Origin of the sequence: Citrobacter sp. T1.2D-1 (assembly GCF_950098555.1) — a bacterium.
Lineage (GTDB): Bacteria > Pseudomonadota > Gammaproteobacteria > Enterobacterales > Enterobacteriaceae > Citrobacter_A > Citrobacter_A telavivensis.
The window spans coordinates 202,896-217,584 of sequence record NZ_CATNHH010000034.1 but is presented as its reverse complement, the minus strand read 5'-3'; the positions used below and the strand labels follow the sequence as shown (position 1 = coordinate 217,584).

Sequence of the window (14,689 nt, the reverse complement as noted above, 5' to 3'; positions counted from 1 at the left end):
CGTGTCGTTTTCATTGTCATCACTTCGCGGGCGGGTTTATCACCGTTTGTTCGACCTGAATACCCGTTCAGGCCGACGGGTTGAGGGATTATGTGCACTGTTCGCGCTACTCAGCGTGCTGATTATTTTTATTGAGTCGGGCATTGGCACGCAATATCACCTGACATTTGATGAGTGGCATATTTTCGTCTGGCTCGAACTCTTCGTCACGCTGGTTTTTACGCTGGAATATTTTCTGCGTTTAGTGAGCTGGCCGAATCCGGCGAAATATGTCTTCAGCTTCTGGGGCCTGATTGATTTAGCCACCATTCTGCCCTTGTATGTGATGTGGCTGTGGCCGGAAATCAGCCTTAATTACGTTTTTGCCTGGCGGGCGATGCGGGCCATTCGTATTTTGCGGATCCTGAAGTTACTGCGCTTTATGCCTTCGCTACGGGTGTTCTGGCAGGCGATTCTGAGCGCCAGACATCAGCTGATTCTGTTTTATTCGTTTATCGGCATTGTGATGATTATTTTCGGCACGCTGATGTATCTCATCGAAGGGCCGGAATATGGATTTACCACGCTGAATGCGTCGGTCTACTGGGCGATTGTTACGGTTACGACAGTCGGGTACGGCGATATTACGCCTCACACCCCGTTGGGGCGAGTCGTGGCGTCAGCACTGATTCTGATTGGCTACTCGGTGATTGCGATCCCCACCGGATTGATCACCACCCATATGAGCATCGCGTTTCAAAAGCGAAGTCAGCAGCGGAAATGCCCGCAGTGTCAGCAAAGCCAGCACGAACATAGCGCGAAGTTTTGTAACCATTGCGGTAGTAAACTACCGGACTAAATAAAAAGAGCCGCGCTGGCGGCTCTTCTCTTCATCATTATTACTCATTACTCGCGCCAGAGAATATGGCAGAGCTTGTGATCTTTTTCGCGACACAGCAGTACGCGAGCAAAAATATCGTTGATCTCGCCATCTTCGCTGTCCGCCAGACCAATCACCACTTCGGCAAAGAAGTCAGGGTTCAGGTCGTAATCAACATGCTCCTGCCAGTCTTCTGACGGGTCAAATAACTCCGCGCCGCCGCGTTCCTCAAACTGCAGGTTGAACAAAATAATGTCCGCCGGATCGAGGTTGTCGGCCGCCAGTTCGAGAAAAATATCGTAAGCCTGCTCAAGCGTTTCGTCTTCAGTCAGGCGATTGTTCAGATCCATATCCATAATGACTACCTGTTTACCGTCTCTTGGGCACGTTTTACAGCAACGGGCTGAAGAAGTAAAACAGTCGCTCGGTGATCCGCTGCCAGAGTGGCCGTTTTACCCACAAACTCGCGTCCAGCAGCCGGGAACGGGAGATGTAATCGTCCTGCACGGCAGCCAGATCGCCGCCGAATCCGACGTCATCAATGACCAGTGTGATCTCAAAGTTAAGCCACAGGCTGCGCATGTCGAGGTTCACGGTCCCGACCAGACTGAGTTCACCATCGACCAGTACGCTCTTGGTATGCAGCAGACCGCCTTCAAACTGATAGATTTTCACTCCTGCCGCCAGCAGTTCGGTAAAGAAGGCGCGGCTGGCCCAGCCGACCAACAGCGAATCATTCTTGCGCGGCAGAATAATGCTGACGTCCACCCCGCGCTGCGCCGCCGTACAGATGGCGTGCAGTAAATCGTCGCTCGGCACGAAATAGGGGGTGGTCATGATCAAATATTCACGCGCCGAATAGGCCGCAGTCAGTAGCGCCTGGTGTATCAGATCTTCCGGAAAGCCTGGGCCAGACGCGATGGTATGAATGGTGTGTCCGCTGGCCTCTTCGAACGGCATGATGTTGACGTCCGGCGGCGGAGGCAGGATCCGTTTGCCGGTTTCAATCTCCCAGTCGCAGGAATAGACGATGCCCATCGCGGTGGCGACCGGACCTTCCATTCGCGCCATCAGATCCACCCATTGACCCACTCCCGCATCCTGTTTGAAAAAGCGCGGGTCAACCATATTCATGCTGCCGGTATAGGCAATATAGTTGTCGATCATTACCATTTTACGGTGTTGACGCAGGTCCATACGGCGCAGGAACACACGGAACAGATTGACCTTCAGCGCCTCAACCACTTCGATACCGGCGTTGCGCATCATTGCTGCCCAGGGACTGCGGAAGAAGGCGACGCTGCCGGCAGAGTCGAGCATCAAGCGGCAATGGATCCCGCGTCGTGCGGCAGCCATCAGAGATTCCGCAACCTGATCCGCCATGCCGCCGGGTTGCCAGATATAGAACACCATCTCGATGTTATGTCGCGCGAGCTGGATATCGCGGATTAGCGCCTGCATCACATCATCAGAATCGGTGAGCAACTGAAGTTGGTTGCCCTTGACGCCAGCGATGCCCTGGCGGCGCTCACAGAGTTTGAACAGCGAAGCGGCAACGCTGCTGTTCTCCTCGGCAAAGATGTGTTTGCAGGCTTTGAGATCGTTCAGCCACTTCGCGGTGGACGGCCACATTGCGCGGGCGCGCTCGGCCCGGCGTTTGCCTAAATGGAGTTCCCCGAAGGATAAATAAGCAATAATTCCGACCAACGGCAGAATGTAAATGATCAACAGCCAGGCCATCGCGGAGGGAACCGCACGGCGTTTCATTAAAATACGTAATGTTACACAGGCAATGAGCACCCAGTAGCCCAGAATGACCAGCCAACTCACCACCGTGTAGAAGGTTGTCATAGATTAAAAATCCTTTTGAAAGCGTATTGTTATGAGTTTACGCGTCATGATTAATCTGGCAAATAAAAACACGGCAAAAGCGCTAGCCTGCCTGTCTGCGGGGGGTATAATGCCAATTCTAGCACTGTAAGAGTAGGTATCATGAAGCGGAGTAGAACGGAAGTGGGGCGCTGGCGGATGCTGCGTCAGGCCAGTCGCCGTAAAGCGCGTTGGCTTGAGGGGCAGTCGCGTCGGAATATGCGCATCCACTCAATCAGAAAGTGTGTCCTGAATCAGCAGCGTAATTCGCTGTTGTTTGCGATCCACAACCTCTGAGTGAACAGGGCACCGCATGCGGTGCCCAATGAACACGTCTTTCAGAACGTCTTCTTGAAGGGTTTCACCGAAACCTGCGCGTAAACCCCGGCGGCGACATAGGGGTCGGCCTCCGCCCAGGATTTCGCCTCTTCCAGTGAGTCAAATTCAGCAATAACCGTGGAGCCGGTAAAACCTGCCGCACCCGGATCGTTGCTATCGACAGCAGGCATTGGGCCCGCGGTCAGGAGACGTCCTTCGTCGTGGAGCAACTGCAGTCGCGCCAGATGAGCGGGGCGGACGGAAAGACGCTTTTCAAGTGAGTTTTGATTATCTTGCGCGTAGATGACATAAAGCACGGATAGGGCTCCTTGGTCGGTAAAAGTGCTAAATACGTTATTTGAAAGGTCTCTTTACTGCAACGCAAAGATGACAACCTTGTTAAGGCCGTGCAGTTGTCAGGGAATTGACAGGATAAAAATGGCGCTTATGTCGATGGCTTATTGAATATGATTGCTATTTGCATTTAAAATCGAGGCCTGGTTTTTCAACTGAAACGATTATGACTTCAATGACCCTTGATTTACCTCGTCGCTTTCCCTGGCCGACGTTACTTTCCGTTGGCATTCATGGCGCTTTAGTGGCGGGACTCTTGTATACCTCAGTACATCAGGTTATTGAACTGCCAGCCCCTGCGCAGCCTATCTCCGTAACGATGGTTTCGCCAGCCGACCTGGAACCGCCACAGGCGGTTCAGCCGCCGCCGGAACCGGTGGTCGAGCCTGAACCTGAGCCGATTCCCGAACCGCCTAAAGAGGCTCCGGTTATTATCGAGAAGCCGAAGCCTAAACCTAAGCCAAAACCGAAGCCGGTGAAAAAGGTGCAGGAGCAGCCGAAGCGTGATGTTAAACCTGCCGAGCCGCGCCAGACGTCACCGTTTGAGAATACCGCGCCTGCGCGTCCGACGACCAGTACCGCACCGGCGACCAGCAAGCCGACGGTGAGCGTTCCGGCAGGTCCGCGTGCGTTGACGCGCAATCAGCCGCAGTATCCGGCGCGAGCCCAGGCATTGCGCATTGAGGGGCGGGTAAAAGTGAAATTTGACGTCACGTCTGACGGTCGGGTAGATAACGTACAAATCGTGTCAGCGCAACCGGCCAACATGTTTGAACGTGAAGTGAAAAATGCGATGCGCAGATGGCGCTATGAGGCCGGAAAACCGGGCTCAGGGTTGGTCGTGAATATTGTCTTCCGCCTGAACGGCACCACGCAAATCGAGTGATTGTGACGCAGGAAAAAAAGAAGCCTCCAGAGCGGAGGCTTTTTTGTGCTTATTGCGCCGGAAGCGGGCGGGGTTTACCGTCCGGATCCACCGCGACGTAGATGAACAACGCTTCTGTCGCTTTGTAGCGCTGGCCAATCGGCTCAGACGCCACTTTCTTCACCCAGACTTCAATATTGATACTGACGGAAGTGGTCCCACGCTTCACGCAGCGGGCATAGCAGCACACGACGTCGCCGACTGCGACCGGGCGCAGAAAGCTCATTCCTTCCACGCGGACGGTCACCACGCGACCATGGGCAATCTCCTTGGCCTGAATGGCACCGCCAATATCCATCTGCGACATCAGCCAGCCGCCAAAAATATCACCGTTCGCATTGGTATCGGCAGGCATAGCCAGTGTGCGTAAAACCAGTTCGCCCTGTGGGGCGTGAGTTGTTGTTGTCATTGTAAAACCGACTGTAGAAAGAAATTTCAGGCGCGATGCTACTATGATTTTAGCACGGAGAACAGAGGGGAAACGCCCGCGAGGCGGGCGTTTGAGAGATTAGAATGACATCGTCACGCCTGCATAGTAAGCGCGCCCGGGTTCGTTATACGTGGAGGCTCCGTCGTTTTCACGATAGATTTGCTTGTCGAACAGGTTACTGATCCCGGCGTTCAGACGCAGGTTTTTCGTCATCTGGTAGTTGGCACCGAGACCAACAATCGCATAAGCGCCAATCTCTTTATCCGACATGGCACCCGTTTCGTTACGCGTTTCAGCGTACTCGCGTGGTTTTTGTCGACCATACTGCGTCCACTGTAACTGGGTGGACAACTTATCATTCACCTGCCAGTCGAGCAGGGTATTGATGGTGTATTTGGGGATCACAGAGAGCGGGTTACCGGTGTCCTTGTTCTCGGATTTGATCATATACGTCGCGTTGGTGCGCCAGTTTAACGTCTCCGGTACCAGCGGAATCACCACGTTGCCTTCCAGGCCTTCAACAATCGCTTTGCCGCCATTTTCCCATTGCAGGATATTATTCCCGTTGGAAGCGTAACCGATAATATCGGTCCCGGAGACGATCTTGTTTTTATAATCGTTACGGAACCAGGTGATTCCCGCATCCCAGCCTGAGTAAGTAAATTCAAGGCCGATTTCTTTGTTGATACTGATTTCCGGGTCCAGATCCGGATTACCCAGCAGATAACAGCTGCCAGTGGCGATATTATTCGGGCAACCGTTGCCGCGCGTGGAGAGCAAATATCCCTCGCTGGATTGGTACAGGTTTGGCGCTTTAAAGACGCGCGCAATCCCGGCTTTCAGTTTGAACAGATTGCCCAGTTCCTGCGACATATTCAGACTGGGGCTCCAGTTGCTGCCAAATTCGTCGTGATAGTCAAAACGGATCCCCGGAATAATATCTGTGCCCGGCCGCGCTTCGATATTATCTTCAAGATAGATACCGGTAAGCGTGGCGCTATTTTTGGTGCTGCGGCTGGACGCGTCACCGGAGACATTGCCAATCTGCACACCGGATGCGCTGGTAGCCTGCATCGATGCCGGGTCGTTAAGTTCATCACGGTTCCATTCCGCACCCAGCGTCAGGGTTTGATCAACCAGCCAGAAAAGCGGGATGTTGAGTTCTCCGGAAGAACGATAAGATTCCAGGCGGCTGGTGGCGTATTCAGTGTTATTGATCATCCCTTCCACTCTACCGGTCGAGCCTTCCTGCATCCGGGTATTGTTGGTTTTTTCGTAATACACGCCAAATTTAGACTGTCCCCAGTCCCAGATGCCGTTATGCGTCAGCCCCCATGACTGGCGATACATCCGGTTGGTTTCGTCACCATAGAGCGAACTGACTAACCCGTCAGGACTGACGTTGCTGTTGCTGTACTGCGTATCTCCGGCATAGATATTGCCCTGACGGCTGTAGCTGTAGTCAAAATCAACAATTTGCTGTGGCGTCAGTTTCCAGGAGAGCAGGGCGTTGATGTCTTTATTGCGCACCCCTTCACGTCCTGCGGCATAGGATCCATTTTGCTGGGTATTAATATCCGCCGCATCGGCATCGGTTTTATTGATATTGCCGTACAGGCGCATGGTGAGAATGTCATCAATGAGCGGGCCGCTCAGATTGAAGTTCGCACGTTTGGTGGCGCCTTCTTTGCTGTTCTCAGGCTGATTGGTATAAAGAGACAGCGAGCCATGCCAGTCGTTCGTCGGCTGTTTGGTGATGATATTTACCACGCCGCCTGCCGCACCAGAACCGTAACGCGCCGCCGCCGGGCCGCGCAGGACTTCAATACGTTCGACCATCTCCGCAGGTACCCAGTTCGTGTCGCCACGCGTATCGCGCTCGCCGCGCCAGCTATAGCGTACGGAATTGCGTGAAGTGACCGGTACGCCGTCAATCAGGATCAGCGTGTTTTCCGGCCCCATGCCGCGAATGTCAATCTGACGATTATTGCCCCGGCTCCCGCTGGCGCTGTTGCCTGTCAGGTTCACGCCTGGCATGGTGCGAATGATATCGGAGAGATCGTTGACCGGCGGGGATTTTTCAATGTCTTTGGCGGTGATGATAGAAACACCGGGTTGTTGTTTGAGGGCTTCTTCGGCGGTGGCCTGGACGACCATCGTTTCGCCGTCGTTCATGACTTCGTCTGCAGCGAATGCATTTCCGCTTAATGCTGTGGCAATCAAAAGCGCCAGAGGGCGCGGCGAGATTTTTGTTATCGTATTCATCAACTGACATCCATATTGTTAAAAATGCGATAAGGAATATCAATGATAACCATTCTCATTACAATATTGTGAAGGCAATCTCCATAATATCTTCATGATTCATGCAATTTAGGGTAGGTACGGCAGGGAATGTGCAGAAAGCAAAACCAGGCCCGAAGGCCTGGTCTGATGGACGTTTACGATTTGTCTTCTTGCGGGAGATGACGATAGATATAGACGCCGCTCAGCAGGGTAAAGATCAGCGTCAGTGCAGTGAGGCCGAACACTTTAAAGTTCACCCAGATATTTTGCGGCAGCCAGAATGCAATGTAGATATTGGCAAGTCCACACAGGATAAAGAAGATAGCCCACGCGAGGTTGAGCTTCGACCAGACCGGTTGCGGAAGCGTCAGTTCTTTACCCAGCATGCGCTGGATCAGCGGTTTTTTCATGATCCACTGGCTTACCAGTAACGCACCCGCAAACAGGCCGTAAATTACGGTCACCTTCCATTTAATAAATTCATCGTTATGGAAGAAGATAGTCAGACCACCGAACACGGCAACCAGCACAAAGGTGATCAGCGCCATTTTCTCAACTTTACGATAGCGAACCCAACTGTAGATGAGCACGATCGCCGTTGCGACAATGAGCGCCGAGGTGGCCGCATAGATGTCATACACTTTGTAAAAGACAAAGAAGACAACCAGCGGTAAAAAATCAAGAAACTGCTTCATTCTTCGATTCCGTAATCAAAGGCGTCGGGCATTTCTGCCGGCGACGCAGACAGGGTTATTGGCGAATCAACATATACAGACGAAACAGGTAGATGAGCAATACGGCGGAGATCAGATTGCTCAACGTATTCGCGATAACGGCGCCAACGTTAGGGTCAAATGCAGCAAAGCTGGAGGCAAACAGCAGCAACAGCGTTTTTGCCAGCAGCCAGCCCATGACCGCCGGGGCGACCAGTCGCATATTAGACCACGCCAGACGCATACTGTTGCGCATCGCGGTGAATATACCCATTTTATCCTGCACCAGCATGATTGGGGCAAGCGCCAGCAGAATAGCCAACAGGATGCCGGGCACCACCACCAGCATAATCCCGAGTTGTACCAGCAAGGTCGTCAGCAAAATCAGGATGAACAGGCGCGGCAGAATCGGCGCACTGGCACCGATAGCACGCAGGGCACTGACGCGATGACCCGCTGAAATCAACTGAATCATCAGCAGTACGCCACCGGCCATCACGGTATTACCGATCAGTCCTGAAAACGTGGAGGCCGCAGAGGCGCGCAACAGGATCTGCTGCTGTTCCGGCGTCATGTTTTGCACCAGTTCGAACAAGCCCACGCTTCCCGCAAGATTATCCCCTTCACTCAACTGTGCAATCTGCGCATCGCTGGGTGAGAAGGCATGCCCTAATACCACCGTGATGAGCGCGCACAGTAGCGAGATCAGGAGGATGGTTAAAAATTGATTACGGAAAAAATTCCCGGTGTCACGGTATACGGACTGCGCCGTGATAGACATGCACTCTCCTTGAGTTCTGCAGGTGTTGTTAAGCGTGCAATTGTACCCTGGATAACCGTGCAGTGGCAGCATCAAGGGGTGTATGGAAAAGCATATCTTTGTAAAGCCAGAGTAATTTGAACAACAAATCCACAACGTGATGACGTCGTTCCCGCAAAAAATAAGAAAATACTTTCAGATTGAAAATATTACAAAATTGATCTGAACAGGAATAACCAGGATTTTGAATGCTACTTCTAACTTAATCTGGATCAATAAATGTTAAATTATGCAGCCTAATGTGATCCAGGTTAGATCACTTATTACTCCAATGTAGGTATATTCGTGACGCATTTATAACCATAACGATGGAGCGGGTATGAAAAAGTTAACAGTGGCGGCATTGGCAGTAAGTACTCTTCTCTCTGGCAGCGTTTATGCGCATGAAGCTGGCGAGTTCTTCATTCGCGCCGGTTCGGCAACGGTAAGACCGACGGAAGGCGCGGACGGGACTTTAGGTCATTTAGGTGGCTTTAACGTCAGCAACAACACACAGTTGGGTCTGACATTCACTTACATGGCGACCGATAACATCGGTGTTGAACTGCTGGCGGCAACGCCATTCCGCCATAAGGTGGGTACGCAGGCGACCGGTGATATCGCCACCGTTCACCATCTGCCGCCAACCCTGATGGCGCAGTGGTATTTCGGCGACTCCAGCAGCAAACTGCGTCCGTATATTGGTGCTGGTGTTAACTACACCACATTCTTCGATACCAAATTTAATGACGACGGTCAGGATGCTGGGCTATCCGATCTCAGTCTGAAAGATTCATGGGGTGTGGCAGGCCAGGTAGGTCTCGATTACCTCATCAACCGTGACTGGCTGATTAACATGTCTGTTTGGTATATGGATATTGATACCGAAGCCAAATACAAATCTAACGGCGCGGTGCTGCCTGAAGGTCGATACAACGACAATATCCGCCTCGATCCGTGGGTGTTTATGTTCTCGGCGGGCTACCGTTTCTAAAAAAACGGTCACAACGGTTAAAAGCGGGCGCCTTCAGCCCGCTTTTTTTATGCACCGTGTACAGACCTGCTATCTTTTCTGATAGGCATGCATTGTAAGTATCGCATCATGAAATTAACGCCGTTTTTGCTGGAACAAAAAATCGCGACGCTTGAGCAACTGCCATGCAGGTTATCTGACAGAAGGGGATGATTAGCCGTTCTGACCTGTACTGCACAGGTAAAATCGAATACCGTAGTGATAACAGCGTGTTGATGCCCAGGGTGCCTTGGTGAAAATTGTGCAGGACAGTTTACGAAACAGACAGGCACTTATTATTTCAGCGTTGATCACGCTGCTTTTTACGTCGCTTTTCCTGTTCATTATCTATGAACAGCGACTGGCGGCGGTTAATGAAGGGATGAACCGCCTGCAAACGCGGATGCTCGATATCTTTAATGATAATGAAATGATCGCGGATGCCACCGGTGTGCGCTACCGGCAGATTAAAACCGCCGGCCAGTGCGGTGAGATGTCACAATTTACTCCCCGCGGGGAAGCCTGGGGTATTAACGCCGACAGCAAACGCATTCACTCCGCATCGTGAGCGATGGTGGCGCGTGAGCGGACCGTCAACGCGCTGTGCATGTTTGCCGCCGCTGAGTTTATTCGCAGCAGGGTGAATGCGCTCAATCCGGGTAATTTCGATGCTCATCGCTATATTATCGCCGATGATGCGAGCTATTTTTACTGGTTTACGCCTGCGGATGCTAAAGCGTTTGATTATCTCACGTCGAAGATGGCGCGAAATATTTCCAGCTTCTTTCTTCCTCCCGTCGATTTTTATACCCGTCTGCTCGAAAAGAGTGTCAAAACGAAAGCATTGAGCTCCACGGATTTTTATGACGATAAAATCACGGATGAGAAAGCCTTCAGCGTCGTGAGCTATATTTATGACCTCTCCGGCAATGAGATTTCCGACCATATCGTGGGCTATCTGGTTTACGACCATGCGAGGCCGGAGCTTCAGGAAGCATTACGCGATGCCTTTGATCGGCAGGTGCCGCACGGGTTGAACGTTTCGCTGGTGAATACCCTGAATCAGCAATCGCTTTGTCTGTCGGGGGACTGTCAGCGTCGCCCGGAAATCCGTTTTAAGGTGCTCTCTGAAAAGTATGTGATTCACTACGCCATCTCGCTCAGCGGGTTTGCGATGCATGACACCCAGGCGGGACTGCTGATCCTGATGGCTCCGTTCTTCTTTGTGCTGATCATGATGGGATTAAAATCCTGGCTGAATGAGAGCGATCTGAAAATCTACATCGACTCGTTGACGGGCTGCTTCAACCGTAAAATTCTCGACATCATCAAGCGGCGGGATCTCTCAAACAGTTCGGTGGTACTGGTTGATTGCAATAAATTCAAAGCGATTAACGATACCTGGGGGCATGTTGCTGGCGACAGAGCGCTACAGGTCATTGCCAACCGGATGTTGTCCAACACCCGTACCAGTGACGATCTGGTGATTCGTACCGGTGGGGATGAGTTTGTGATCGTGCTGTATCATGCGAAAACTGCCGATGCGGTCGCCATCGCAGAACGTATCGCCCGCCAAATCAATGAGTATCAGTTTATCGTGCAGGATAAGCAGGTACCGCTCTCCATTTCCTGGGGCGCAGCAGAAGTGACTGAGGGGATTGATGATGCCATTCAGTTTGCGGATGGCGAGATGTATAAAATGAAGCAGACCAAAGGATAAGACCGCCAGATGGTGTCTGGCGGTCCTGGGAAATTACCGGCGAGTGGCGGCTTTTAACCCGCTGACGAATGTCTTCAGCTCTGCGAGCATCTGCTCAGGTTGCTCAACGTTCTTCTCAATGATTTTGACGATCGCAGAACCGGAGATCGCGCCAGCGGCACCCGCGTCAATGGCGGCGGAAACCTGATCCGGTGCCGAAATGCCAAACCCCTGCAAAGATGGTGCTGCATTGTACTCTTTCAGCTTCTCTACCAGATGATGTAGCGGCAGCGCGGCGCGGTTTTCAGCGCCAGTCACGCCTGCCCGCGACAGCAGATAGGTATAACCCCGGCCATGCGAGGCAATCTGGCGCAGCAGGTCATCATCGGCATTCGGCGGACAGATGAAGATCGGCGCAACGTTGTGGCGCAGCGCGGCCTGGCGGAATGGCGCAGACTCTTCAATGGGGACGTCGGCGACCAGCACGGAGTCGACGCCGACCTTTTCACACTGTGCGTAAAACGCGTCAATGCCCTTGCTGAACACCAGGTTCGCATACATCAGCAGGCCAATTGGAATGGTCGGGTGTTTTTCACGGATGGCTGCCAGCATCTCAAAACAGCGGGTCGGCGTAACGCCAGCAGCAAATGCACGCAGCGTGGCGCTCTGAATGGTCGGGCCATCGGCGAGCGGATCGGAGAAGGGGATCCCTAACTCCAGCGCATCCGCACCCGCCTCAATCAGGGCATCGATAATTTTCAGTGACTGCTCAACGCCCGGGTCGCCGAGGGTCACGAAGGGAACAAAGGCTCCTTCCTTGCGATCGTTGAGTTGAGCAAACAGGCTTTCATAGCGTTCCATCAGATTTCCCCTCGCGCTTTCAGAATATCGTGTACCGTGAAAATGTCTTTGTCACCGCGTCCGGAAAGGTTAACCACCAGCAGTTGCTCTTTTTCCGGGTTCTCGCGCATCATTTTCAGCGCGTGGGCCAGGGCGTGCGACGACTCGAGCGCCGGAATGATGCCTTCGTGCAGGCAGAGTGTTTTAAACGCTTCCAGCGCCTCGTCATCGGTGATCGACACGTAGTCGGCGCGCCCGATGCTGTTCAGATACGCATGCTGTGGCCCAACGGACGGGAAGTCGAGACCCGCGGAGATGGAGTAGGATTCCTCGATCTGGCCCTCATCGGTCTGCATCATCGGCGCTTTCATGCCGAAATAGATCCCAACGCGACCGTGCTTCAACGGCGCACCGTGTTCACCGGTTTCAATTCCGTGACCGCCCGGCTCCACGCCGATCAATCCCACGTCGGGTTCATTGATGAAATCGGCAAACATCCCGATGGCGTTAGAACCGCCGCCCACGCAGGCGATCACCGCATCCGGCAGGCGACCCTCTTTTTCGAGGATCTGCGCTTTGGTTTCTTCGCCAATCATGCGCTGGAATTCACGTACGATGGTCGGGAACGGGTGCGGACCCGCAGCGGTACCCAGCATGTAGTGCGCGGTTTCGTAACTGCCAGACCAGTCGCGTAGCGCTTCGTTACAGGCATCTTTCAACGTGGCCGAACCGCTATAGACCGGAATCACTTCGGCACCCATCAGGCGCATACGGAAGACGTTCGGCGACTGGCGCTCAACGTCTTTTGCCCCCATGTAGATACGGCATTTCAGACCGAGCAGGGCGCTGGCGAGGGCAGAGGCGACGCCGTGCTGTCCCGCACCGGTTTCGGCAATAATCTCTGTTTTGCCCATGCGTTTTGCCAGTAACGCCTGACCTAACACCTGGTTAGTTTTATGTGCGCCGCCGTGCAGCAGATCTTCGCGCTTCAGGTACAGCGTGGTGCGGGTTCCGGCGGTGATGTTCTGACATTTGGTCAGCGCGGTGGGACGTCCCGCGTAGTTCTTCAGCAGGTCAGTAAACTGGGCCTGAAACTCGGGATCTTTTTGCGCACTGACGAACGCGTCTTCCAGTTGACGCAGAGCAGGCATCAGAATCTGCGGCACATACATGCCACCGAATTCACCAAAATAGGGATTGAGTAATGTTGTCATGTCCTTTTCCTTAATATGCGCGCAGTGTCTGAAATACCGAGGCCAGAAGGCGTGCATCTTTGATGCCCGGCTGTGACTCTACACCAGAATTAAAATCGAGACCGGCACAGCCGGTTTTTGCCGCATCGACGCAGTTATCCGCGCCAAGACCGCCTGCCAGTAACACATTGTCCAGCGACTGACCCAGCAGTAACGACCAGTCGAAACGCTGACCGCTGCCGCCCTGGCCGTTATCCAGCACGTACTTGTTAACGTGCTGATAATCGCGGGCCGGGAGGGTGTCACCGACGCTCAGCGCTTTCCAGATCTGTACGTTTTCAGGCAGCGCGGCGCGCAGGGCGTCAACGTACGCCTGATCTTCACGGCCATGCAGTTGTACGGCTTTCAGCGAAAGCTGCACCGCTTTTTCGCAGACGTCGGCAATATCATGGTTGCGGAACACGCCGACGTATTGCAGCGGGGCGGCGGACTGCACCGCGCGGGCCTGCTCATCGCTGACAAAGCGTGGAGAAGAAGGGACAAAGATCAGTCCGCCATAAATCGCGCCAGATTCGCAGGCGGCTTTGGCATCTTCCGGACGCGTCAGGCCACAGACCTTATTCTCGCCAAGCAGAACGCGACGCACTGCGGCGTTGAGATCGTCAGAGGACATCAGCGCGGAACCAATCAGGAAACCATTGGCAAAGTGGCTCAGCTCGCGGATCTGGGCGTAGGTATTGATCCCCGACTCGCTAATCACCGTCACGCCCTGACCCAGTTTCGGTGCCAGTTGACGGGTACGATTCAAATCAATCGACAGGTCGCGCAGGTCGCGGTTGTTAATCCCGACCACTTTCGCACCCAGCGCAATGGCGCGCTCCAGTTCGGCCTCATTACTGACTTCCGTTAGCACGCCCATGTTCAGGCTGTGCGCTACGGTAGAAAGATGGCGATACTGCTCGTCGTCGAGAACGGAAAGCATCAGCAGGCAGGCGTCAGCCTGATAGTGGCGCGCAAGGTAGATTTGGTAAGGGTCGATAATAAAGTCCTTACACAGAATCGGCTGCGGCGCGATGCTGCTCACGATCGGCAGGAAATCAAAACTGCCCTGAAAATACTTCTCGTCGGTCAGAACGGAAATGGCGGAGGCGTAATGTTTGTATATTCCGGCAATCCGCGCCGGGTCGAAATCATCGCGGATCACGCCTTTGGATGGAGAGGCTTTCTTGCACTCCAGAATAAAAGCCGTACGCGCGCCCTGTAAGGCATCATAAAAATGACGCGTGCTGGGCTGGACATCGTTCTGAAAACGGGTCAACGGTTGTTGCTGTTTGCGGGCTTCCACCCAAATCGCCTTGTCTGCGACGATTTTCGCTAAAACGGTTTGCATCA

14 protein-coding genes and 2 pseudogenes are annotated in these 14,689 nt (G+C 53.3%); 5 read left to right on the top strand and 11 right to left on the bottom strand.

What is annotated here, in order from left to right; genetic code table 11:
- Nucleotide 1: 1 nt before the first annotated feature.
- Nucleotides 2-838 (top strand): ion transporter, encoded by an 837-nt coding sequence (locus QQZ17_RS19190; RefSeq protein ID WP_152404345.1) that lies wholly within the window; start codon nt 2-4, stop codon nt 836-838.
- A 47-nt stretch (nt 839-885) separates the two neighbouring features.
- Here the strand turns inward: QQZ17_RS19190 and QQZ17_RS19185 are convergent, their stop codons facing one another.
- Nucleotides 886-1,215, bottom strand: a complete 330-nt coding sequence (locus QQZ17_RS19185; RefSeq protein WP_042283511.1) for an HI1450 family dsDNA-mimic protein — start codon at nt 1,213-1,215, stop codon at nt 886-888.
- 34 nt (nt 1,216-1,249) lie between these two features.
- Nucleotides 1,250-2,710 carry a cardiolipin synthase gene (gene cls / locus QQZ17_RS19180; protein WP_152404347.1) on the bottom strand — a complete coding sequence of 487 codons (1,461 nt, stop codon included), beginning with the start codon at nt 2,708-2,710 and terminating at the stop codon, nt 1,250-1,252.
- Between the two features lie 141 nt (nt 2,711-2,851).
- Here cls and QQZ17_RS19175 point away from each other — a divergent pair, with 141 nt between their 5' ends.
- Nucleotides 2,852-3,025, top strand: a complete 174-nt coding sequence (locus QQZ17_RS19175; RefSeq protein ID WP_152404349.1) for a YciY family protein — start codon at nt 2,852-2,854, stop codon at nt 3,023-3,025.
- A 41-nt stretch (nt 3,026-3,066) separates the two neighbouring features.
- On the opposite strand, the gene QQZ17_RS19170 is transcribed toward QQZ17_RS19175, so the two are convergent.
- Nucleotides 3,067-3,363 carry a YciI family protein gene (locus tag QQZ17_RS19170; RefSeq protein ID WP_046481037.1) on the bottom strand — a complete coding sequence of 99 codons (297 nt, stop codon included), beginning with the start codon at nt 3,361-3,363 and terminating at the stop codon, nt 3,067-3,069.
- A 212-nt stretch (nt 3,364-3,575) separates the two neighbouring features.
- On the opposite strand from QQZ17_RS19170, the gene tonB reads away from it, so the two are divergent.
- Nucleotides 3,576-4,286: a TonB system transport protein TonB gene (gene tonB, locus QQZ17_RS19165; protein ID WP_152406318.1), complete on the top strand. Its 711-nt coding sequence runs from the start codon at nt 3,576-3,578 to the stop codon at nt 4,284-4,286.
- A gap of 49 nt (nt 4,287-4,335) precedes the next feature.
- Here tonB and yciA read toward each other — a convergent pair whose 3' ends face one another.
- The 5 genes and pseudogenes from yciA to QQZ17_RS19140 form a co-directional block, all read right to left on the bottom strand.
- Entirely contained in the window at nt 4,336-4,734 is a 399-nt protein-coding gene (gene yciA / locus QQZ17_RS19160; protein WP_152404351.1) for an acyl-CoA thioester hydrolase YciA, read from the bottom strand.
- 99 nt (nt 4,735-4,833) lie between these two features.
- On the bottom strand, nt 4,834-7,020 hold the full coding sequence (locus tag QQZ17_RS19155; RefSeq protein ID WP_152404352.1) for a TonB-dependent siderophore receptor: 2,187 nt from the start codon (nt 7,018-7,020) through the stop codon (nt 4,834-4,836).
- A gap of 176 nt (nt 7,021-7,196) precedes the next feature.
- Entirely contained in the window at nt 7,197-7,736 is a 540-nt protein-coding gene (locus QQZ17_RS19150) for a septation protein A (RefSeq protein ID WP_046481035.1), read from the bottom strand.
- Nucleotides 7,737-7,791: 55 nt separating this feature from the next.
- Complete coding sequence (locus QQZ17_RS19145) at nt 7,792-8,535, bottom strand: YciC family protein (protein WP_152404354.1); 744 nt, start codon at nt 8,533-8,535, stop codon at nt 7,792-7,794.
- 28 nt (nt 8,536-8,563) lie between these two features.
- Nucleotides 8,564-8,641: pseudogene (locus QQZ17_RS19140) on the bottom strand (YkgJ family cysteine cluster protein); the annotation flags it as partial.
- 252 nt (nt 8,642-8,893) lie between these two features.
- Here QQZ17_RS19140 and ompW point away from each other — a divergent pair.
- Together ompW and QQZ17_RS19130 are read left to right on the top strand one after the other, a co-directional pair.
- Complete coding sequence (gene ompW, locus QQZ17_RS19135; RefSeq protein ID WP_152404356.1) at nt 8,894-9,547, top strand: outer membrane protein OmpW; 654 nt, start codon at nt 8,894-8,896, stop codon at nt 9,545-9,547.
- 271 nt (nt 9,548-9,818) lie between these two features.
- Nucleotides 9,819-11,285 (top strand): annotated as a pseudogene (locus QQZ17_RS19130) (GGDEF domain-containing protein).
- A gap of 33 nt (nt 11,286-11,318) precedes the next feature.
- Here QQZ17_RS19130 and trpA read toward each other — a convergent pair.
- From trpA to trpCF, 3 genes are read right to left on the bottom strand one after another with little or no spacing between them, the layout of a single operon-like run.
- Nucleotides 11,319-12,125 (bottom strand): tryptophan synthase subunit alpha, encoded by an 807-nt coding sequence (gene trpA / locus QQZ17_RS19125; RefSeq protein ID WP_152404358.1) that lies wholly within the window; start codon nt 12,123-12,125, stop codon nt 11,319-11,321.
- Nucleotides 12,125-13,318 (bottom strand): tryptophan synthase subunit beta, encoded by a 1,194-nt coding sequence (trpB, locus tag QQZ17_RS19120; protein ID WP_152404360.1) that lies wholly within the window; start codon nt 13,316-13,318, stop codon nt 12,125-12,127. Before trpB ends, trpA begins: the two co-directional genes overlap by 1 nt.
- A 10-nt stretch (nt 13,319-13,328) precedes the next feature.
- Complete coding sequence (gene trpCF, locus QQZ17_RS19115) at nt 13,329-14,687, bottom strand: bifunctional indole-3-glycerol-phosphate synthase TrpC/phosphoribosylanthranilate isomerase TrpF (protein ID WP_152406319.1); 1,359 nt, start codon at nt 14,685-14,687, stop codon at nt 13,329-13,331.
- Between the last annotated feature and the right edge of the window lie 2 nt (nt 14,688-14,689).

Excerpts from the sequence above, each read along its gene's own strand:
- QQZ17_RS19185 (WP_042283511.1), bottom strand. The coding sequence starts at position 1,215 with ATGGATATGGATCTGAACAATCGCCTGACTGAAGACGAAACGCTTGAG.
- cls (WP_152404347.1), bottom strand. The coding sequence starts at position 2,710 with ATGACAACCTTCTACACGGTGGTGAGTTGGCTGGTCATTCTGGGCTAC.
- QQZ17_RS19175 (WP_152404349.1), top strand. The coding sequence starts at position 2,852 with ATGAAGCGGAGTAGAACGGAAGTGGGGCGCTGGCGGATGCTGCGTCAG.
- tonB (WP_152406318.1), top strand. The coding sequence starts at position 3,576 with ATGACCCTTGATTTACCTCGTCGCTTTCCCTGGCCGACGTTACTTTCC.
- yciA (WP_152404351.1), bottom strand. The coding sequence starts at position 4,734 with ATGACAACAACAACTCACGCCCCACAGGGCGAACTGGTTTTACGCACA.
- QQZ17_RS19155 (WP_152404352.1), bottom strand. The coding sequence starts at position 7,020 with ATGAATACGATAACAAAAATCTCGCCGCGCCCTCTGGCGCTTTTGATT.
- QQZ17_RS19150 (WP_046481035.1), bottom strand. The coding sequence starts at position 7,736 with ATGAAGCAGTTTCTTGATTTTTTACCGCTGGTTGTCTTCTTTGTCTTT.
- QQZ17_RS19145 (WP_152404354.1), bottom strand. The coding sequence starts at position 8,535 with ATGTCTATCACGGCGCAGTCCGTATACCGTGACACCGGGAATTTTTTC.
- ompW (WP_152404356.1), top strand. The coding sequence starts at position 8,894 with ATGAAAAAGTTAACAGTGGCGGCATTGGCAGTAAGTACTCTTCTCTCT.
- trpA (WP_152404358.1), bottom strand. The coding sequence starts at position 12,125 with ATGGAACGCTATGAAAGCCTGTTTGCTCAACTCAACGATCGCAAGGAA.
- trpB (WP_152404360.1), bottom strand. The coding sequence starts at position 13,318 with ATGACAACATTACTCAATCCCTATTTTGGTGAATTCGGTGGCATGTAT.
- trpCF (WP_152406319.1), bottom strand. The coding sequence starts at position 14,687 with ATGCAAACCGTTTTAGCGAAAATCGTCGCAGACAAGGCGATTTGGGTG.